The organism is Escherichia coli (genome assembly GCF_036503815.1).
Lineage (GTDB): Bacteria > Pseudomonadota > Gammaproteobacteria > Enterobacterales > Enterobacteriaceae > Escherichia > Escherichia coli_F.
On sequence record NZ_AP027764.1, the window covers coordinates 3617179 to 3636874 of the forward strand.

20 protein-coding genes and 1 other annotated feature are annotated in these 19696 nt (G+C 52.1%); of the genes, 7 read left to right on the forward strand and 13 right to left on the reverse strand.

The annotated features are described in order from the left end of the window. Positions 1-119: 119 nt before the first annotated feature. Positions 120-914, forward strand: a complete 795-nt coding sequence (gene ybaP / locus AABJ99_RS17320; RefSeq protein ID WP_039020775.1) for a TraB/GumN family protein — start codon at positions 120-122, stop codon at positions 912-914. 203 nt (positions 915-1117) lie between these two features. Continuing rightward, complete coding sequence (ybaK, locus tag AABJ99_RS17325) at positions 1118-1597, forward strand: Cys-tRNA(Pro)/Cys-tRNA(Cys) deacylase YbaK (protein ID WP_000186628.1); 480 nt, start codon at positions 1118-1120, stop codon at positions 1595-1597. Positions 1598-1633: 36 nt separating this feature from the next. Here ybaK and ushA read toward each other — a convergent pair whose 3' ends face one another. Beyond that, positions 1634-3286, reverse strand: coding sequence for a bifunctional UDP-sugar hydrolase/5'-nucleotidase (gene ushA / locus AABJ99_RS17330; protein ID WP_039020777.1), 1653 nt, complete (start codon positions 3284-3286; stop codon positions 1634-1636). Positions 3287-3503: 217 nt separating this feature from the next. Here ushA and fsr point away from each other — a divergent pair, with 217 nt between their 5' ends. Both fsr and ybaL read left to right on the forward strand, forming a co-directional pair. After that, a complete protein-coding gene (gene fsr / locus AABJ99_RS17335) occupies positions 3504-4724 on the forward strand; it encodes a fosmidomycin MFS transporter (protein WP_338387394.1) in 1221 nt (406 codons plus the stop codon). A 237-nt stretch (positions 4725-4961) separates the two neighbouring features. Beyond that, entirely contained in the window at positions 4962-6638 is a 1677-nt protein-coding gene (ybaL, locus tag AABJ99_RS17340; protein ID WP_000546224.1) for a YbaL family putative K(+) efflux transporter, read from the forward strand. Between the two features lie 24 nt (positions 6639-6662). On the opposite strand, the gene AABJ99_RS17345 is transcribed toward ybaL, so the two are convergent. The 3 genes from AABJ99_RS17345 to gsk form a co-directional block, all read right to left on the reverse strand. Further along, positions 6663-7115 carry a hypothetical protein gene (locus AABJ99_RS17345; protein ID WP_001195401.1) on the reverse strand — a complete coding sequence of 151 codons (453 nt, stop codon included), beginning with the start codon at positions 7113-7115 and terminating at the stop codon, positions 6663-6665. Between the two features lie 14 nt (positions 7116-7129). Continuing rightward, a complete protein-coding gene (locus tag AABJ99_RS17350; RefSeq protein WP_039020778.1) occupies positions 7130-7414 on the reverse strand; it encodes a hypothetical protein in 285 nt (94 codons plus the stop codon). Positions 7415-7608: 194 nt separating this feature from the next. After that, positions 7609-8913, reverse strand: coding sequence for an inosine/guanosine kinase (gene gsk, locus AABJ99_RS17355; protein WP_000671574.1), 1305 nt, complete (start codon positions 8911-8913; stop codon positions 7609-7611). A 151-nt stretch (positions 8914-9064) separates the two neighbouring features. Between gsk and aes the strand changes: the two genes are divergently transcribed. Next, positions 9065-10024 carry an acetyl esterase gene (gene aes, locus AABJ99_RS17360; RefSeq protein WP_039020779.1) on the forward strand — a complete coding sequence of 320 codons (960 nt, stop codon included), beginning with the start codon at positions 9065-9067 and terminating at the stop codon, positions 10022-10024. Here the strand turns inward: aes and hemH are convergent. The 9 genes from hemH to ybaN form a co-directional block, all read right to left on the reverse strand. Beyond that, positions 10021-10983 (reverse strand): ferrochelatase, encoded by a 963-nt coding sequence (gene hemH, locus AABJ99_RS17365; RefSeq protein ID WP_001250099.1) that lies wholly within the window; start codon positions 10981-10983, stop codon positions 10021-10023. The two genes, aes and hemH, sit on opposite strands and share 4 nt — an antisense overlap. 151 nt (positions 10984-11134) lie before the next feature. Then, complete coding sequence (locus AABJ99_RS17370) at positions 11135-11638, reverse strand: hypothetical protein (protein ID WP_198444728.1); 504 nt, start codon at positions 11636-11638, stop codon at positions 11135-11137. 181 nt (positions 11639-11819) lie between these two features. After that, entirely contained in the window at positions 11820-12464 is a 645-nt protein-coding gene (gene adk, locus AABJ99_RS17375; protein ID WP_001220233.1) for an adenylate kinase, read from the reverse strand. A gap of 180 nt (positions 12465-12644) precedes the next feature. After that, positions 12645-14519, reverse strand: coding sequence for a molecular chaperone HtpG (gene htpG / locus AABJ99_RS17380; protein WP_039020780.1), 1875 nt, complete (start codon positions 14517-14519; stop codon positions 12645-12647). A gap of 109 nt (positions 14520-14628) precedes the next feature. Beyond that, on the reverse strand, positions 14629-15234 hold the full coding sequence (gene recR, locus AABJ99_RS17385; RefSeq protein ID WP_001195025.1) for a recombination mediator RecR: 606 nt from the start codon (positions 15232-15234) through the stop codon (positions 14629-14631). Further along, a complete protein-coding gene (ybaB, locus tag AABJ99_RS17390; RefSeq protein WP_000467098.1) occupies positions 15234-15563 on the reverse strand; it encodes a YbaB/EbfC family nucleoid-associated protein in 330 nt (109 codons plus the stop codon). Before ybaB ends, recR begins: the two co-directional genes overlap by 1 nt. A 52-nt stretch (positions 15564-15615) precedes the next feature. Then, positions 15616-17547, reverse strand: a complete 1932-nt coding sequence (gene dnaX / locus AABJ99_RS17395) for a DNA polymerase III subunit gamma/tau (protein ID WP_000122037.1) — start codon at positions 17545-17547, stop codon at positions 15616-15618. Further along, positions 16219-16283, reverse strand: a sequence feature (DnaX frameshifting element). (Overlaps the previous gene by 65 nt.) A 128-nt stretch (positions 17548-17675) precedes the next feature. Further along, positions 17676-18227: an adenine phosphoribosyltransferase gene (gene apt, locus AABJ99_RS17400; RefSeq protein ID WP_000127356.1), complete on the reverse strand. Its 552-nt coding sequence runs from the start codon at positions 18225-18227 to the stop codon at positions 17676-17678. 152 nt (positions 18228-18379) lie between these two features. Further along, positions 18380-18757: a DUF454 family protein gene (ybaN, locus tag AABJ99_RS17405; protein WP_001188905.1), complete on the reverse strand. Its 378-nt coding sequence runs from the start codon at positions 18755-18757 to the stop codon at positions 18380-18382. Positions 18758-18826: 69 nt separating this feature from the next. Here ybaN and priC point away from each other — a divergent pair, with 69 nt between their 5' ends. Beyond that, positions 18827-19354 (forward strand): primosomal replication protein N'', encoded by a 528-nt coding sequence (priC, locus tag AABJ99_RS17410; protein ID WP_039020781.1) that lies wholly within the window; start codon positions 18827-18829, stop codon positions 19352-19354. Positions 19355-19367: 13 nt separating this feature from the next. Then, a complete protein-coding gene (rsmS, locus tag AABJ99_RS17415) occupies positions 19368-19529 on the forward strand; it encodes a pleiotropic regulatory protein RsmS (RefSeq protein ID WP_000051146.1) in 162 nt (53 codons plus the stop codon). Positions 19530-19696 lie beyond the last annotated feature (167 nt).

Genomic DNA, 19696 nt, shown 5'->3' on the forward strand with positions numbered 1-19696 from the left:
TGGCCTTACGCGACCTTTTTGCACGTTTTTCCCGGCGTGCCAAATATTTAATCCGTCCCAACTCCATTTGCGCCATCCCTCCCCGCGCGCTAGCATGATATTTCACAAAGGGAGGTCGTATGGATCTGTTGTACCGGGTAAAAACGCTTTGGGCCGCGCTGCGCGGCAATCATTACACCTGGCCTGCTATCGATATCTCTCTTCCCGGCAATCGCCATTTTCATCTGATCGGCAGTATTCATATGGGTAGCCACGATATGGCTCCCCTGCCCACCCGTTTGCTCAAAAAGCTCAAAAACGCCGATGCGCTGATCGTCGAGGCGGATGTTTCCACCAGCGATACGCCTTTTGCCAATTTGCCTGCCTGCGAGGCGCTGGAAGAGCGCATTAGCGAGGAGCAATTACAAAATCTGCAACACATAAGCCAGGAGATGGGCATTTCTCCGTCGCTCTTTTCCACCCAACCACTGTGGCAAATCGCGATGGTTCTTCAGGCAACGCAGGCGCAAAAACTGGGGCTGCGGGCAGAATATGGTATCGATTACCAGCTATTGCAGGTGGCGAAACAACAAGATAAACCCGTAATTGAACTGGAAGGGGCAGACAACCAGATTGCCATGTTGCTCCAGTTCCCTGACAAAGGACTGGCGCTGCTGGACGATACGCTGACCCACTGGCACACCAATGCACGGTTGCTGCAACAAATGATGAGCTGGTGGCTGAATACGCCGCCGCAAAATAATGAAATAACGCTGCCCAATACGTTCAGTCAGTCGCTGTACGATGTACTGATGCATCAGCGAAATCTCGCCTGGCGGGACAAATTACGCGCCATGCCGCCGGGGCGCTATGTGGTCGCGGTCGGAGCTTTACATCTGTATGGAGAAGGGAATTTGCCGCAGATGTTGCGCTAAAAAAATGGCCAATATCGCTATTGGCCCGTCAAAGAGGAATTTCATTTTTTTATTATTATGCCGTCACTTTAAGCGACGGTGTAACTCGATTGTCGCTCAATCTCACCATCCTGCCAATACTCTTAGGCAAGATGACTCTTTTTTTTGGACCGCCATCAGGCGTATGCTTGCTTCGTTTTTTTGTTTAAGGCAGGAAAATTACCATGACACCCGCAGTTAAATTACTCGAAAAAAACAAGATTTCGTTTCAAATCCACACCTATGAGCACGATCCGGCTGAAACCAATTTTGGCGATGAAGTCGTCAAAAAATTAGGTTTGAATCCGGATCAGGTCTACAAAACGCTGCTGGTGGCAGTGAACGGTGATATGAAACATCTGGCAGTGGCCGTTACGCCGGTCGCAGGTCAACTGGATCTTAAAAAAGTAGCAAAGGCGTTGGGTGCCAAGAAAGTTGAGATGGCCGATCCGATGGTTGCGCAGCGTTCGACGGGGTATCTGGTTGGGGGGATTAGCCCACTGGGGCAGAAAAAACGCCTGCCGACGATTATCGACGCCCCCGCGCAAGAGTTTGCCACTATTTTTGTTTCTGGCGGCAAGCGCGGGCTGGACATCGAACTGGCGGCAAGCGACCTGGCGAAGATCCTCGATGCCAAATTTGCTGATATCGCTCGTCGCGATTAAGCATTGTGCCGGATGCGAACATCCGGCACTTTCGGGTTACTGCCAGCTCACCTCACCTTTCGGTTCATAGACACTCACATCCAGCGGCGAGTTTTTCTGGATATACGCTTTCAGCACTTCAGCATCAATAAAGCCGGTATTCACATAGCCCGGTTTGTTATCCAGACGCGGATAGCCATCACCGCCAGTGGCATTGAAGTTTAATGTCGCCATACGGTAAGTTTTCGCCGGATCGACCGGTTCGCCTTTGATTTTCAGGTCGTTCAGTTTGCCGTCTTTCGCCACAAAGCTAACGTTGGCAAATTGCGGATAGGCACCAGAATCAGGCTTCATTTGTGCGACGGCGGTCAGGTAATCAATCACCTCTTTACCGGTCATGTCGGCATACACCACCACATTGCCGAATGGCTGCACTTTCAGCACATTTTTATAGCTGATATCACCTGTTTCGATAGAATCACGAATTCCGCCTCCGCTCATCACCGCAAAGTCGGCACCAGTGCGATCCATTTGTGCTGCCAGAATCAACCGCCCCATATTGGTCTGTACAAAACGCACTTTGCTGCGGTCGCCTTCCAGACGACCATTGGTTTCGCCTATTTTCACTTCCAGCTGCGCTTTGCCTTTGTTCTGGAACGGTGATAACAGCGAAATCATTTGCTGGTTTTCGGCGATTTCAGGGGTGTAAAGCACACGCTCGCTTTTCCCGTCTTCCCAGGTCACTTTCTTCTTCAGGTTTACCGGAATCAACTGGTAGTTGACCATTTTCATTTCGCCGTTGCGAAACTCAAAGTCGGCCCGACCAACGTACTTGCCCCACTCATGCGCCTGTACAATCCAGATGCCATTTTGTTGATCCGGTTTGCATGGCGTACCAGGAACGTAATCGACCTGTTTTTTATTTTCTGCCGCCATACAGACTGGATCTTGCGAGTGACCTCCGACGATCATCGCCAGCGATCCGGCAGGCAGCGCGCGTGCCATCTCCACATCGCCCGGTGCATTAGAGCCGTGCTCACCATTGTCGTAATGCCCCATATGGGTCGCCGCGATAATAATGTGTGGCTTTTCTGTCTGTTGCAGCTCCTGAATCACCAGCTTCGCTTCATCAGCGGGCTTACGAAATTCGATATCAGTGAAGTATTCCGGGTTACCAATTTTGGCTGTGTCATCGGTTGTCAGCCCAATAACGGCAATTTTCAGATCCTGACGCTTAAACAACGCCCATGGTTTAAACAGGCGCTCACCAGTGCTTTTTTGGTAGATATTGGCGGAAAGCAACGGGAACTTAGCCCACTTTTCCTGCTGGCGTAATACGGTGAGCGGGTTATCAAATTCATGATTACCGATTGCCATCGCATCATAGCCCACCAGATTCATACCGCGAAAATCAGGTTCGGCATCCTGTAAGTCGGACTCGGGCACGCCAGTATTAATGTCGCCACCGGAAAGTAGCAGCACGCTACCGCCTTCAGCCGCAACCTCTTTGCGGATACCATCCACCAGCGTTTTTTGCGCCGCCAGACCATATTCGCCATATTCATTGCGCCAAAAATGCCCATGATGATCATTGGTATGCAGAACTGTAATTTTGTAGGTTTTATCCTGCTCATAAGCCAGAGCAGTTTCACTCGCCAGTGTAAATGTGGTTAACAGTGCTAACGCCACGCCCCGCTGCAATAATTTCATACTTCTCTCCCTGATCAGATTTCAACGTGTTGAAAAATAGTATGACGCGACATCATAGACAAGTCTGCGTCCGGTGAAGATAAATCTGCATCCAGATTAGAAATTCTGTATTCAGCGTTGAGACTTCCTTCAGGCGGCGCATACAGGTATGTTAGTCTGGTAATAATCACAAATAAGATCATTCTTTACATCGCAACCCTGAAAAAGTGACTTTCCTATGGCAATGAGTGAACAAACCCAGCCAGTGGCTGGCGCTGCTGCGTCAACGACCAAGGCCCGAACATCGTTTGGTATTTTAGGTGCTATCAGCTTCTCACATCTGCTGAACGACATGATCCAATCGCTGATTCTGGCGATTTATCCCCTGCTTCAGTCAGAATTTTCTCTGACATTTATGCAAATTGGCATGATAACCCTCACCTTCCAGCTCGCCTCTTCACTATTGCAACCTGTGGTCGGCTACTGGACGGATAAATATCCGATGCCGTGGTCGTTGCCGATTGGCATGTGCTTTACCTTGAGCGGTCTGGTGCTGCTGGCACTGGCGGGCAGTTTTGGCGCAGTTCTGCTGGCGGCGGCGTTGGTCGGCACTGGTTCGTCGGTCTTTCACCCGGAATCCTCACGCGTGGCCCGAATGGCGTCTGGTGGCCGTCATGGCCTGGCGCAATCTATCTTTCAGGTCGGCGGAAACTTTGGCAGTTCACTTGGTCCCTTGCTGGCGGCAGTAATTATCGCACCTTATGGCAAAGGTAACGTGGCGTGGTTTGTACTGGCTGCTCTGTTAGCTATCGTGGTGCTGGCGCAAATCAGCCGTTGGTACTCTGCACAGCACCGAATGAATAAGGGCAAACCCAAAGCGACGATTATCAATCCACTGCCGCGCAACAAAGTGGTACTGGCGGTCAGCATTCTGTTAATCCTGATTTTCTCGAAATATTTCTATATGGCGAGCATCAGTAGCTATTACACCTTTTATCTGATGCAAAAATTCGGATTATCTATCCAGAATGCCCAGCTTCATCTGTTTGCATTCCTGTTTGCCGTTGCGGCAGGTACGGTGATCGGCGGGCCTGTAGGGGATAAAATTGGACGGAAATATGTGATTTGGGGCTCTATCCTCGGCGTTGCGCCGTTTACGCTGATTTTACCCTACGCCAGCCTGCACTGGACGGGGGTTTTAACGGTGATTATTGGATTTATCCTCGCTTCGGCATTCTCTGCCATTCTGGTCTACGCTCAGGAGCTGCTTCCGGGACGTATCGGTATGGTTTCTGGACTCTTTTTCGGTTTTGCTTTCGGCATGGGAGGTCTGGGAGCGGCAGTTCTGGGGCTTATCGCCGACCATACCAGCATCGAGTTAGTCTATAAAATCTGTGCTTTCCTGCCACTATTGGGGATGTTGACCATATTCCTGCCTGATAACCGGCATAAAGACTGATTTCATTGCAGCCAAAGGCAAACTTTGGCTGCATCGTTTTACAGTCGCCATAAGCCTTTCCTCTGTTAAACCGCCTTCTGTTTTCCGATCCGTGCTTTTTTTGCCGCTAATTCCATTTTTCTGCAAAATTCAACAATTATTCATAAACATCATCAATGAAATTGTCATAAACTATTACCTGTAATTTTGGTTTTCCCGGCCAAAAATGGACAATAACCACCAGGAAAAGGAGACGGAATGCATCACGCCACCCCGCTTATCACCACCATTGTTGGCGGCCTTGTGCTCGCCTTTATCCTCGGCATGCTGGCCAATAAACTACGTATTTCTCCTCTGGTGGGATATCTGTTAGCGGGTGTGCTGGCAGGACCATTCACTCCGGGCTTTGTTGCCGATACCAAGCTTGCGCCGGAACTGGCGGAGCTGGGCGTTATTCTGCTGATGTTCGGCGTCGGTTTGCACTTTTCGCTGAAGGATTTGATGGCGGTAAAGGCCATCGCCATTCCCGGCGCGATCGCCCAGATAGCCGTGGCGACGCTGCTGGGTATGGCGCTCTCCGCCGTGCTGGGCTGGTCGTTAATGACCGGTATCGTGTTCGGTTTATGTCTTTCCACCGCCAGTACCGTGGTGTTACTGCGCGCACTTGAAGAACGGCAATTAATAGACAGCCAGCGTGGGCAAATCGCCATCGGTTGGTTGATTGTGGAAGACCTGGTCATGGTTCTGACGCTGGTATTGCTGCCCGCAGTGGCAGGAATGATGGAACAGGGTGATGTGGGCTTTGCGACGCTGGCCGTTGATATGGGGATCACCATTGGCAAGGTGATCGCATTTATCGCCATTATGATGCTGGTAGGTCGCCGTCTGGTGCCGTGGATTATGGCACGCAGCGCGGCAACCGGTTCCCGCGAGCTGTTTACCCTGTCGGTGCTAGCGCTGGCGTTAGGGATTGCCTTTGGCGCGGTGGAACTGTTTGACGTCTCCTTTGCGCTGGGCGCGTTCTTCGCCGGGATGGTACTGAACGAGTCTGAACTGAGTCACCGTGCTGCCCACGATACGCTGCCATTGCGCGACGCGTTTGCGGTGCTGTTTTTTGTCTCCGTCGGAATGCTGTTTGATCCGTTAATTCTGATTCAGCAACCACTGGCGGTGCTAGCGACGCTGGCGATTATTCTGTTTGGTAAGTCATTAGCCGCGTTTTTCCTGGTGCGACTGTTTGGTCACTCTCAACGTACGGCATTAACTATCGCCGCCAGCCTGGCGCAAATTGGTGAGTTCGCTTTTATCCTGGCGGGGCTGGGGATGGCGCTGGATCTGTTGCCGCAGGCCGGACAAAACCTGGTGCTGGCAGGGGCGATTTTGTCGATTATGCTCAACCCGGTGCTGTTCGCGCTGCTGGAGAAATATCTGGCGAAGACCGAAACGCTGGAAGAGCAGACGCTGGAAGAAGCTATCGAAGAGGAGAAGCAGATTCCGGTGGATATCTGCAACCATGCGCTGCTGGTAGGTTATGGTCGTGTGGGCAGCCTGCTGGGGGAGAAGTTGCTCGCATCTGATATTCCTTTAGTGGTGATTGAGACGTCACGTACTCGCGTCGATGAACTGCGCGAGCGCGGGGTCCGGGCGGTATTAGGCAACGCGGCGAATGAAGAAATTATGCAACTAGCGCATCTGGAATGCGCAAAATGGCTGATCCTGACGATTCCCAATGGTTACGAAGCAGGCGAGATTGTGGCGTCTGCTCGCGCGAAAAACCCGGATATTGAGATTATCGCCCGCGCCCATTATGACGACGAGGTAGCATATATTACCGAGCGCGGGGCGAATCAGGTGGTAATGGGCGAGCGTGAAATCGCCCGTACTATGCTGGAACTGCTGGAAACGCCACCGGCGGGTGAAGTGGTGACGGGGTAAGACATTGATTTCATTTCCGGATGATTACCCGGCATTGGGGACAATCAATTCTGAGGCTTCGTCCCATGAAATGAATCCTTCTTCCCACCAGGTACGATCAAGCTGCCCTTGATCAGGCTGAATATTTGCAGCATCTTCCTGAAAATAGCGGCAGGCTCGTTCCCGGGCCTGCTCCGCCAGTTTTGCAGTGGTATAAATGCCGAGGAAAGCATAATCATCGGCCTCATCATCACGAATATGCCACAGGCTGTACACCATCGGCTCGACAAGATCGTCTACCTGTGTAACGGGAAAATCTCCCCAGAGATCCTGGTTTAGGATGTATTCAATAAACTGAAAATTTTCCGGGTAATCCACAAAACCAGGCTTATTTTCCACGTCCTTTTTGGCCTGCAAGGCCAGTTCATAACGGGTATAAATGCCGATACCTTTCATTTCGCCAAAATGCGTATGTTGCAGATACCATACCGTTTGCATTCTATGCATCCATGTCAGAAGTAAAAAAAGACGCCGGTATTGGCTGCCAGTGCCCGGCGTGTTTGTATTAGCAAGATATTTAGGAATGAATTTTCAGGATGGGTGATGAGCGTTTGCTCAATAAGCGCAGCCATGTGCTTAAGCTTACGTATATCCGTGACATACTCATCTTCAAAGTCATTGATACAGATATGTAAAGTGCCGTTGAGCAAGGTAATGAACAGATCGCTTGGCTTGCAGCAATCATAATCAAGACGTTCCATTGCCTGTTGTGTGAGCGGCACAGAAATGTATTTCATCTTGCTGCTTCCCTGGATTGCCCTGGTTGGAAAAACCACTATGTTGGAAACACCACCGGCGGTTGAAGTGGTAACGGGTCAAGACATTGGCACCATAGCCGGATGTGATGCTAACGCATCCGGCAAGGGCGTGCTATCTTCCGCTGGTCGGATAAAGCGTTTACACCGCATCCGACTGTCATCAGTCCGATAACTTAACGATCCCAGTAAGACTCTTCCAGACTGTCTTCACGTTCCGGTAAGCCACGCGTTAAACGAGGTGAATGCTGGTTCAGTACCTGATAGCTCACACGGTTAGCATATTTACACACCTGCGCTAATGACGAATACGTCAACCAGGTGAATTTATGTTTGCTGGAGTTTGGTACGTTGCTACGGTGATAACTATTAGCAGTAATGTCATGCAACAACGCTGCCAGTGCGCCATCCCCGGCACCGTTGGTGTTCATGATCTTTTCCGGCCCACCCATATAAGGCGCAATGTGAGAATAGACGCGCAGCGGGTTCTGGCAATCTTTATGGCGCATGGCGCGGCTAAACTCATACTGGTTAAATTCCGCGATAGCGCCCGGCAGCAGCGGATGCTGGGTTTTGCGTTTCGCTTCGTCTTCGGTAAAGCCCGCCATATACAAGCCGATTGGTCCGGCGGTACACAGCACCAGATCAACCCAGTCCAGCGCCTTGTCAGATGCCAACAACGGATCACTCTCTCCGGTCAACGCTTCCGCTTCATCTTCGTTCATCGCAAGGATAGAGACGTGATCTTTGAGGAATTGCTGCCACCACTGCGGATTCTCGGCAATGACAAACTTGGTACCCAGTGTCAGTACCACCGGTACGTTATATTTCTTCGCATACTCAATGGCTTTCATGGTTGCTTCCGGCATGGGTTCACCCGGCTTACAACGCACCAGATAAGAAGTGAGAACCAGTGCCGAGGCTCCGGCAATCACATCTTCCGGGATGCTTTCCGCCCTCAGCTGGTTCATATGTCCAGGGCTGATAGCAAAGGTACGTTCCCCGGACTCGCCAATCAGCGTAAAGCAACGACCAATCGGGCCATCCACGCCTTGTAGATAGTTAAGATCGGTACGGCTGGAGGTGTTACATAGGTAACGATAGGCATAGCTGCCAATTTCAATATTGCTGCACATGACGCCCAGCAGCACCGAACGGTCGTCCGCGAGCACCGAGTAGTTGTGCATGGTGTTACCAATGGTGCCACCTGCAAACTGATGAGTAATCAGGTTTTTCTGTTTCAGCTCCTGATAAAGTGCTTCGGCAACATCATCCTCAATCACCAGTGAATGCCCGGCGCTTAATCCATAACGCTCAATGAACTCATCATCCACTTTCGCTTCAATATCGACCAGCGTTTGATCGATACCCACTACCCAGGCAGCGCTGGTTTCGTTTTCTGGCTGGAATTGCTGAAGCAGCGGATCGCGTGCGTTTACGGGAAAATAATGTTTGGATTTACGTTTGCCGGGAAATTTCATGGTTGTTTTTACGGGTGGTTAACTGAGCGGCGAATGTTAACACAATCTGACGGGAGCGCGCGAGACGCAGCCAGTTTCAATATCAGCAGGCGGGATCGCATTTTCATGGCAGTGGTTCCTTACAATGACGTAATTTGAAAGGAGTTTTTGCATGAAGCCGGAAAACAAATTACCCGTTCTGGACCTTATTTCTGCTGAAATGAAGACCGTTGTGAATACTCTTCAGCCGGATTTACCGCCCTGGCCCGCAACGGGAACGATTGCTGAGCAACGTCAGTATTACACGCTTGAGCGCCGATTCTGGAATGCTGGAGCTCCAGAAATGGCAACCAGCGCTTACATGGTTCCCACACCTTATGGTCAGGTCGAGACTCGCCTCTACTCACCCAAAAGTCACAGCCCGGCGACACTATTTTATCTGCATGGTGGTGGTTTTATTCTCGGCAATCTTGATACCCACGATCGGATTATGCGACTGCTGGCAAGTTACACCCAATGTACAGTGATTGGTATTGCTTACACTCTTTCGCCGGAAGCACGTTTTCCGCAGGCAATAGAGGAAATTGTGGCTGCCTGTTGCCACTTCCACCAGCAGGCAGAGGATTATCAAATCAATATGTCACGCATTGGTTTTGCCGGTGATTCTGCAGGCGCAATGCTGGCGCTCGCCAGTGCGTTGTGGTTACGTGATAAACAGATAGATTGCGGTGAAGTTGCGGGTGTTTTGCTGTGGTATGGGCTTTACGGATTACGGGATTCCGTGACTCGTCGTCTGTTGGGCGGTGTCTGGGATGGCTTAACGCAACAGGATTTACAGATGTATGAAGAGGCGTATTTAAGCAACGACGCGGACCGCGAGTCGCCGTATTACTGCCTGTTTAATAATGATCTCACTCGCGAAGTTCCGCCCTGTTTTATTGCCGGGGCGGAGTTCGATCCGCTGCTGGATGACAGCCGTCTGCTTTACCAGACGTTAGCGGCGCATCAGCAGCCCTGTGAGTTCAAACTCTACCCAGGCACGCTGCACGCCTTTTTGCATTATTCACGGATGATGAAAGCCGCCGACGAGGCTCTTCGCGACGGCGCTCAGTTCTTTACCGCTCAGCTTTAGCGATACGCGGCAACAAGATTAGCCATCATTTCGATATGTTCCGGTGTGGCATTAAGCGCCGGAATATATTCGTATTTTTTCCCGCCCGCACCGAGGAAGACCTCACGGTTTTGCTCGGCAATCTCTTCCAGCGTCTCCAGACAATCTGCAGCAAAGCCCGGGCACATCACCTGAATATGACCTACGCCTTTTTCTCCGAGCATTTTCAGCGTTTCGTCGGTATAAGGCATCAGCCAGGGTTCCCGCCCAAAGCGCGACTGAAAGGTCATCATCACTTTTTCCGGTGCCATCCCCAGTGCGGAAGCCAGTTCGCGAGTCGTTGTGCGGCAACGTTGCGGATAATCATCGCCTTCATCTGCATAACGCTGGGGAATGCCATGATAAGAGAGCAGCAGCAGATCCGGTTCGCCATGTTTGGCAAAAGAAGCACGTACGCTGTTCGCCAGTGCATTAATGTAATCGTGGTTATCGGCGTAATCACGAATAAACGATATCCCCGGAATGCTACGTTTGCGCGCCAGAATGCGTGCCAGTTCATCCCATACCGCACCGACCGTTGAACAGGAGTATTGCGGATAAAGCGGCAGCACCACAATATGATCTACATGCTCTGCCAGGAGTTCATCTACGGCGCTTTCCAGTGATGGCGAGCCGTAGCTCATTCCCAGCGCCACGGGCATATCCGGTAAGCGTTGTGCCAGCGCCTGCTGTTGCTGACGGCTGTAAACCATCAGCGGCGAGCCACCTTCCATCCAGACAGAGGCATACAACTTCGCCACACGCGGCGAGCGCAGCGGCAAAATTACGCCGCGCAGCAACGGCCACCACAACAGCCGTGAGGTATCAACCACGCGTCTGTCGCTTAAAAATTGTTTCAGGTAGCGTTTTACCGCTTCAGGAGTGGGGGCATCGGGTGTACCCAGGTTTGCCAGCAGAATACCGGTTTTAGTTTGACGCATTACCGCCTCTTATCGATTCAACTTGTTGATAATTGTAGCGGAAAAGTGAAGAAGAAGAACTAATTGCTGTGAGAGGCTAAATCAGAAAATATCATAAGGCGCTGTATCTTTAATGAGAGATTTTTGCCAGCGCCAGATTTTCCAGAAGGTGCTATTGCGTCACGGGGGTACCATTGACGTTAAGTGTATATGGCCAGATTAAATTTGATGCCCTACCACACATTGGTGTAGGCGTTCTGAAAGTGGTCCTGATCGTATACTCTCCGGCTTTCTGGGGAGTGCCTGAAAATTTTACCCACGCCTCTTCGGTCAGAGAATCTGTATTCTTTTTCAGAAACTCTGCATTTTCTTCCGTGATGGGGAAAAGTTCACCCTCTTTGTTTTTTGCCCACAATGACATTTGTATGCCTTCAGGCAAAGTTTCAGGCTTTTCGGGACGAATGTCCGGGGCTTCATACCAACTTATGGTCGTTTTTACGACGGTTTCGTAATACTGGCCCACCTGAGCATCAGGAAGCTCTTGTTTTTCATTAACTTTATCATTACTTGTAACATGAGAAAGAGCTACACCGACGTAACACATAGGCATTTCACACCCTGTCAGCAATGACGCAAGCAATAAAATACCTGTTGGTAATAAACAGCGATAACGCATATTTACGTCCTTGTTAAAGGCCGGAAGCGTATCCAGCCTCCAGTTGCTGGCAAAGTGCGCTTTGTTCATGCCGGATGCGGCGCGAACGCCTTATCCGGCCTACAAACTGACAAGTTTGTAGGCCTGTTCCCCTCACCCTCTCCCCGAAGGAGCGAAGGGACTGTCCGTGCGCGCTTTCGAATTAGCCGAGGATTTTTTCCAGATCAGCGCGAACTTCAGCAACCGGCTTGGTGCCGTCAACTTTCGCGTATTTGGTGTTACCCGCTTCCGCTTCTTTGGAGTAGTAGCCGATCAGCGGCGCAGTCATCTGATGGTATTCAACCAGACGTTTACGCACGGTTTCTTCCTGATCGTCTTTACGGGTAGTCAGTTCTTCACCGGTAACGTCGTCTTTGCCTTCTACTTTCGGCGGATTGAATTTAACGTGATATACACGACCAGACGGCGCGTGAACGCGGCGGCCTACGATACGGTCAACAATCAGTTCGTCCGGTACGTCGAATTCCAGAACGTAATCAACGTTGATGCCCGCTTCTTTCATCGCGTCTGCCTGCGGAATGGTACGCGGGAAGCCATCCAACAGGAAACCATTACGGCAGTCTTCCTGAGCAATACGCTCTTTAACCAGCGCGATCACCAGCTCGTCGGTGACCAGTTTGCCAGCATCCATAATGTCTTTTGCTTGTTTACCCAGCTCGGAGCCAGATTTGACCGCAGCACGCAGCATATCGCCAGTGGAGATTTGCGGAATACCATATTTCTCCATGATGAACTGAGCCTGAGTCCCTTTCCCCGCGCCCGGAGCGCCAAGCAGAATGATACGCATTGCGAAAATCCCCTTAAAATGTGTCGAATTTTTTGAAAAAGCGATAAACGATACCACCATCAGGCGATTGCCTCAAGAAAGGCACCTGAGGCTGAAACGGTTAATGGCGAGATAATTTGCGGAAAGGACAGATGATGAAAAGAAAAATGCCGGATGACACGAGGGTCATCCGGCATTACATCAGGAAACCAGCAGCTGGTTCATACGGCGAATAAACAGGTTCGGATCTTCCAGTGTACCGCGCTCTGCCAGCAGCGCCTGATCCAGCAGCAGTTCTACCCACTCGCTGAACTTCGCTTCATCTTCAGTATCTGCCGCACGTTTCACCAGTACGTGATCCGGGTTCAGTTCGAAGATGTATTTCACTTCTGGTACTTTCTGGCCCGCCGCAGCGAACAGTTTCGCCATCTGGGTGCTCATTTCGTCCGCGTCGGTCGAAACGATCGCTGGCGTATCGGTCAGACGGTGAGTCAGACGGACATCTTTCACGCGCTCGCCGAGCAGGGCTTTCACACGGTCGATGAACGGAGTCAGTGCTTTCTCCGCTTCTTTCGCGCTCTCATCAACTTCGTCAGCCAGTTTTTCCAGCGACTCGTCAACTTTAGACACAGACTGGAACGGTTTACCGTCGAACTCAGTCAGATAGTTCATCATCCACTCATCAATGCGGTCGGAAAGCAGCAGAACTTCGATGCCTTTCTTACGCAGCAGTTCCAGGTGCGGGCTGCTCTTCGCTGCCGCATAGCTGTCTGCGGTGATGTAGTAGATTTTCTCCTGCCCTTCTTTCATGCGGGAAACGTAGTCTTCCAGAGACACGGTCTGCGCAGAAGTGTCGGTATGTGTAGAAGCAAAACGCAGCAGTTTGGCGATCGCTTCCTGGTTAGCGAAATCTTCCGCCGGACCTTCTTTCAGCACCAGGCCAAACTGTTGCCAGAAGGTCTGGTATTTTTCCGCGTCGTCTTTCGCCAGTTTTTCCAGCATTTGCAGCACACGCTTGGTCAGCGCATTGCGCAGGTTGCGGGTTACCGTGCTGTCCTGGAGGATTTCACGGGAAACATTCAGCGGCAGATCGCTGGAGTCAATCAGACCACGCACGAAGCGCAGATAGTTCGGCATGAACTGTTCTGCGTCGTCCATGATGAACACACGCTGAACATACAGTTTCAGGCCGTGTTTATGATCGCGGTTCCACATATCCCACGGTGCCTGCGACGGGATGTACAGCAGGCTGGTGTACTCCTGCTTACCTTCGACACGGTTGTGGCTCCAGGTCAGCGGATCGTTAAAGTCGTGGGCGATGTGTTTGTAGAACTCTTTGTACTCTTCGTCGGTGATTTCCGACTTGTTACGGGTCCACAGAGCCTGCGCTTTGTTGATTTTCTCCCAGGAAATAACGGTTTCGCCGTCTTTCTCTTCGCGTTTTTCGATCTCTACCGGCAGCGCGATATGGTCGGAGTATTTGCTGATGATGGAACGCACGCGCCAGTCATCGAGGAACTCGTCTTCGCCTTCACGCAGATGCAGGGTGATTTCAGTACCACGATCTTCTTTGGTGATGTCGGCAACGGTATATTCACCTTCGCCAGCCGATTCCCAGAAGACGCCGTTTTCTGGTTTTTCGCCTGCCGCGCGAGTACGCACGGTCACTTTGTCGGCCACGATAAACGCAGAGTAGAAACCAACACCAAACTGACCGATCAGTTGGCTGTCTTTCGCCTGGTCAGAACCCAGGGATTCGAGGAATGATTTGGTGCCGGATTTAGCGATAGTCCCCAGATGGTCAATTACTTCGTCGCGGGTCATCCCCACGCCGTTGTCGGAAATGGTCAGCGTACGCTTGTCTTTATCGAAAGAGACACGAACGCGCAGTTCGCCATCACCTTCGTACAGGTCCGGGTTAGAGAGCGCGCGGAAACGCAGCTTGTCCGCCGCATCGGAGGCGTTAGAGATAAGCTCACGCAGGAAGATTTCTTTATTGGAATAGAGAGAATGGATCATCAGGTGCAGAAGCTGTTTCACTTCTGACTGAAAACCACGAGTTTCTTGTCCTTTCATGTAGGTCTACCTCAATAATGCCATTTTAAGGTTAAAAACAGGATGAGGGAGAGATGGGGACAAGGGAGAATAATTTCAAGCGAGAGCAGGTGATCCTGCTCTCGTTTGCTTAAAAACGAATCTTATGACGCCCGGCAAGGGAGTGTGACAGCGTGGTGCCATCGACCATTTCCAGTTCGCCGCCAACCGGTACGCCATGAGCGATTCGGCTGGCTTCCACGTCATATTGCGCGCAAAGCTCGGCAATGTAGTTAGCGGTAGCTTCACCTTCAACCGTGGGGTTGGTGGCGAGGATCACTTCAGTGATTTTTTCCTCTGCCAGACGCTGTTCCAGACGATCAAGGCCGATATCATCCGGACCGATGCCGTCCAGCGGTGACAGATGTCCCATCAACACAAAATAACGACCTGAAAACTGCCCCGTCTGCTCAATGGCGTAAATGTCCGCCGGACTCTCCACCACGCAGATTTGACCGTTTTCCTGACGACGCGGATTCGAACAGATGTTACAGACTTCCTGTTCGGTGAAGGTGCGGCAATCGGCGCAGTGGCCGATTTCCGACATCGCCCGGGTGAGCGCCTGCGCCAGACGCATCCCGCCGCTACGATCGCGCTGAAGCAGCGTGAACGCCATACGCTGCGCCGACTTCGGGCCCACGCCCGGCAGACAGCGCAGTGCTTCCATAAGCTGTGTTAACAGCGGGCTGGTTTGCATCAGAACGGCATCTTAAAGCCAGGCGGCAGCTGCATTCCGGAGGATACAGAGGCCATTTTTTCTTTCTGCGTTTCTTCGATACGACGTGCCGCGTCGTTGAATGCTGCAGCCACCAGGTCTTCCAGCATCTCTTTGTCGTCTTCCAGCAGGCTCGGGTCGATCTCTACGCGACGGCAGTTGTGTGCACCGTTGATGGTCACTTTTACCAGACCTGCGCCAGATTCGCCGGTCACTTCCAGCTGCGCGATCTCTTCCTGCATTTTCTGCATTTTTTCTTGCATCTGCTGGGCTTGCTTCATCAGGTTACCCAGACCGCCTTTACCAAACATAGGTTTCTCTCTCAATCACGTTAAGGATGACGAACGTAAGCTGTGCTTACGATCAAATGGGGCGGATACTTTCTTCATCCAGCTCCGCATCGAAGAATCGACGCAGGGTCTGAATATTATTATCCGCAATAATGGACTCGCGCGCCTGCGCAAGTTTTTCTTCGTATATCGCCTGACGCCATTCCAGCGGCGTGCGCACCGCGGGATTATCATCTTCAACGATAGTCAGTTCAACCGTTGAACCTTTTAACGTGCTCAACGCTTCAGCCAGTTTTTGCTGTGCACCGCGGTTGTTTAAATGCCGCTGAGAGGAGCGCAAATGCAGACATACTGCGTTGTCGCTCTCCTCTTTCCAGGCATTTAACGCCACCTGTTCGACCAGTTTTGGTAGCGAAAGTTGACTCACCTGAGCCGCCCACGGGTCGCGCTCAATGGCTTCTGCCGCCAGCTTCGCCGCCAGTTCCGGCGTTTTTTCATGTTCCAGCGCTTTTTTTAGCGCCTTCGGCGTGGCGACCACTTCTTTTTGCTGCATCACTGGAGTGGTCGCCTTCCAGCGATACGCTTCTTTTTTGGCTGGCGCTTTTTCCAGCGCCGATGGCACCGGACGCGCCTGAACGCGATCGGTGACCGAAGCCAGTCTTTCCAGCGCAGCGTTATTCACCGGCCGCGCGCGGGTAGCGGCTGCCGGTTCACTCTTTTTTGCTTTGGTTGCTCCCTGTGCGCGCTGCAGTTGTTGGCGCGCCGCCAACACCTGGCTGGTGGTTTCTGAGAGCGGTACAGTCGGTGCCTGCTGCGGAGCTGATTGCGGTTGCGGCGGCACCTGGGTTGGCGTCATTACTGCCGTTGGCGCGACGGGCGCAAAAGACTGGCGTGGCACTTCTGGCTCAGGCAGCGGCATACGCGGATGAAACGCCAGTGCGCGCAACAGCGTCATCTCAACGCCCATGCGGCGGTCCGGCGCATACGGTAATTCTTTGCGACCAATCAACAGCGTTTGATAGTAAAGCTGAATATCCGTCGGCGGTATGGTGCGCGCCAGTTCACGCATCCGCAGCTCGATGGCGGCCATGTCGTTGCCCAGCGCAGCAGGGGAAAGTTGCACCATTGCAATGCGGTGCAACAGGCCGAGCATTTCTACCAGCAACGCTTCCCACTCAATACCACGAGCGGCGGCTTCATTAATCAGCGACATTACACGCTCGCCGTTGGCTTCAACCATCGCTTCAACCAGCGACAGCGCCTGATCGTCGTCAAGCGTACCCAGCATCGCACTGACCGCCTGTGTTGAAACCTGTCCGTCACCGCTGGCAATTGCCTGGTCGGTTAAACTTAAGGCATCTCGCAAGCTGCCTTCAGCGGCGCGCGCCAGCAGTTGCAGCGCCCGCGGCTCGTGAGCGATATGTTCTTCGTTGAGGATGTGCTCAAGCTGATGGCGAATTTGCTCGACATCCAGCGCCTTAAGATGAAATTGCAGGCAGCGTGACAAAATCGTCACCGGCAATTTCTGCGGATCGGTCGTCGCCAGCAGAAACTTGACGTGCTCCGGCGGTTCTTCAAGGGTTTTTAACAGTGCGTTAAAGCTGTGGCGCGACAGCATATGCACTTCGTCGATCAGATAAACTTTAAAACGACCACGCGCTGGCGCGTACTGGACGTTATCCAGCAGGTCGCGGGTATCTTCGACTTTGGTACGCGAGGCGGCGTCGATCTCAATCAGATCGACAAAGCGCCCCTGCTCAATTTCACGACAGTTATCGCACACGCCGCACGGCGTCGCGGTAATGCCGGTTTCGCAGTTTAGCCCCTTCGCCAGCAGTCGGGCGATAGAGGTTTTTCCGACGCCACGGGTGCCGGAAAAAAGATAAGCATGATGAATACGCCCTAACGACAAGCCGTTCGCCAGTGCGGTCAGCACATGTTCCTGGCCGACGACGTCAGCAAAGGTTTGTGGGCGCCATTTTCGGGCTAAGACCTGATAACTCATTGGCAGGCTCTGAAACGCTGGAAGGTGGATTCACGAAGGGGTAATGCTAACACAGCCCCGTCAGAACGGCGAGGCTGAATGCACATCTTGTGCTGTCCGTAGCGTGGACAGCACAAGACTGGCGATAATTAATGGCCCGGGAACGGGACAAGGCTGTAGCTGGTAATGCCCTGTTTTTCCAGACGCTGTTCGCCGCCGAGATCGAACAGGTTGATAATGAACGCAGCGTCAGCCACTTCACCACCCAGACGACGGATCAGTTTAACCGTCGCTTCAATAGTGCCGCCGGTTGCCAGCAGATCGTCCACCACCAGAACTTTATCGCCCGGTTTGATGGCATCAACGTGGATTTCCAGCTGATCGGTGCCGTATTCCAGATCGTAAGTTTCACTGATGGTTTCACGCGGCAGTTTGCCCGGTTTACGGACCGGTACAAAGCCAACGCCCAGACCCAGAGCTACCGGAGCGCCAAACAAGAAGCCACGCGCTTCGGTGCCGACAACTTTGGTAATGCCCGCATTTTTGTAACGCTCAACCAGCAAGTCGATGCTGAGAGCGTAAGCTTTCGGGTCTTCCAGTAAGCTGGTGACATCACGGAAAAGAATGCCGGGTTTTGGGTAGTCCTGAATGCTTTTGATGCTATTTTTGAGATACTCAAGCTGCTGTGCAGTCGCGGTCATAAGTGTATGCCTGCTTGTTACGGTGGTACTCACGGCGCGTTTTAAACGTATCAAAAGTAACAGTTGTTTAACCTTTGACCGCCTGCGCCTGTGCTCGAAAACGCCAGAATGTACTGGCTGTACGCAATAATTGCAACTGCGATTGTTGTGCTTCAGTGCTTTTCTTGCTTTTCATCAATCACCGGAATTCGCCACATATAAAAAAGCAAACAGGCGAGAATTACCAGCAACATGATGCGCACCCATGGCATCTGGACGAACCACAGAGAAATGGCAAACGTGAGCAAAATAAGCAAAATCGCCCGCGGTTTGACGCCGCGCGGCATCGCATGATGTTTCTGCCAGAAACGTAGATAGCTGCCAAACCATGAGCGGTACAGCAACCAGGCGTGAAAGCGCGGGGAAGAACGGGCAAAGCACCAGGCCGCCAGCAGGATAAACGGCGTCGTCGGTAATACCGGTAATACCACGCCCAGCGTACCCAGCACTACCGCCAGCCAGCCAATGATGATTAAAATGATTCGTTGCATATTGAGTGTTGTCAGCTTACAGAGTGGCTACTTTAGCATAACAATTATCATTTTCATTGAGGTCTTATCGTGAAAACCGCCCTGCTGCTGGAAAAACTGGAAGGACAGCTCGCCACGCTGCGTCAGCGTTGTGCCCCGGTAGCGCAATTTGCCACGCTAAGTGCCCGTTTTGACAGGCACCTTTTTCAGACCCGTGCGACAACACTACAGGCTTGTCTCGATGAGGCGGGCGATAATCTGGCTGCGCTTCGTCATGCGGTTGAGCAGCAACAGCTGCCGCAAGTGGCATGGCTGGCGGAACATCTGGCTGCACAACTGGAAGCCATCGCGCGTGAAGCCTCCGCCTGGTCATTGCGCGAGTGGGACAGTGCGCCACCGAAAATTGCCCGCTGGCAGCGTAAACGTATTCAGCATCAGGATTTTGAGCGGCGACTTCGTGAGATGGTTGCCGAACGTAAAGCCCGCCTGCCGCGGGTGACCGATCTCGTGGAACAGCAAACGCTGCATCGTGAAGTAGAAGCTTATGAAGCGCGCCTGGCACGCTGCCGCCATGCGCTGGAAAAAATCGAAAACAGGTTAGCGCGTTTAACCCGCTAGCAATGGAGAGAGTATGTCACTGGAAAATGCCCCTGACGATGTCAAACTGGCTGTCGATTTGATTGTGCTGCTGGAAGAAAATCAGATCCCAGCGCGCACCGTGCTGCGCGCGCTGGATATTGTAAAACGCGATTATGAAAAGAAATTAACGCGCGATGATGAGGCGGAAAAGTGAGAAATAAATGGGGCCGCTAAATGTCCCCTAAGATTGCGGGCAAACGCAAAACTGCCTGATGCGCTACGCTTATCAGGCCTACACCGCTCCTGCAATATATTGAATTCTTGCGATTTCGTAGGCCGGATAAGGCGGTCACGCCGCATCCGGCATGAACAACGCGCACT

Bases quoted from the DNA above. Each gene is read 5' to 3' on its own strand.
- fsr (WP_338387394.1), top strand. From the start codon at position 3,504: ATGGCAATGAGTGAACAAACCCAGCCAGTGGCTGGCGCTGCTGCGTCA.
- adk (WP_001220233.1), bottom strand. From the start codon at position 12,464: ATGCGTATCATTCTGCTTGGCGCTCCGGGCGCGGGGAAAGGGACTCAG.
- ybaK (WP_000186628.1), top strand. From the start codon at position 1,118: ATGACACCCGCAGTTAAATTACTCGAAAAAAACAAGATTTCGTTTCAA.
- ybaL (WP_000546224.1), top strand. From the start codon at position 4,962: ATGCATCACGCCACCCCGCTTATCACCACCATTGTTGGCGGCCTTGTG.
- ybaN (WP_001188905.1), bottom strand. From the start codon at position 18,757: ATGCAACGAATCATTTTAATCATCATTGGCTGGCTGGCGGTAGTGCTG.
- hemH (WP_001250099.1), bottom strand. From the start codon at position 10,983: ATGCGTCAAACTAAAACCGGTATTCTGCTGGCAAACCTGGGTACACCC.
- ybaB (WP_000467098.1), bottom strand. From the start codon at position 15,563: ATGTTTGGTAAAGGCGGTCTGGGTAACCTGATGAAGCAAGCCCAGCAG.
- htpG (WP_039020780.1), bottom strand. From the start codon at position 14,519: ATGAAAGGACAAGAAACTCGTGGTTTTCAGTCAGAAGTGAAACAGCTT.
- ybaP (WP_039020775.1), top strand. From the start codon at position 120: ATGGATCTGTTGTACCGGGTAAAAACGCTTTGGGCCGCGCTGCGCGGC.
- apt (WP_000127356.1), bottom strand. From the start codon at position 18,227: ATGACCGCGACTGCACAGCAGCTTGAGTATCTCAAAAATAGCATCAAA.
- AABJ99_RS17370 (WP_198444728.1), bottom strand. From the start codon at position 11,638: ATGCGTTATCGCTGTTTATTACCAACAGGTATTTTATTGCTTGCGTCA.
- recR (WP_001195025.1), bottom strand. From the start codon at position 15,234: ATGCAAACCAGCCCGCTGTTAACACAGCTTATGGAAGCACTGCGCTGT.
- dnaX (WP_000122037.1), bottom strand. From the start codon at position 17,547: ATGAGTTATCAGGTCTTAGCCCGAAAATGGCGCCCACAAACCTTTGCT.
- aes (WP_039020779.1), top strand. From the start codon at position 9,065: ATGAAGCCGGAAAACAAATTACCCGTTCTGGACCTTATTTCTGCTGAA.
- ushA (WP_039020777.1), bottom strand. From the start codon at position 3,286: ATGAAATTATTGCAGCGGGGCGTGGCGTTAGCACTGTTAACCACATTT.
- AABJ99_RS17345 (WP_001195401.1), bottom strand. From the start codon at position 7,115: ATGCAAACGGTATGGTATCTGCAACATACGCATTTTGGCGAAATGAAA.
- AABJ99_RS17350 (WP_039020778.1), bottom strand. From the start codon at position 7,414: ATGAAATACATTTCTGTGCCGCTCACACAACAGGCAATGGAACGTCTT.
- rsmS (WP_000051146.1), top strand. From the start codon at position 19,368: ATGTCACTGGAAAATGCCCCTGACGATGTCAAACTGGCTGTCGATTTG.
- gsk (WP_000671574.1), bottom strand. From the start codon at position 8,913: ATGAAATTTCCCGGCAAACGTAAATCCAAACATTATTTTCCCGTAAAC.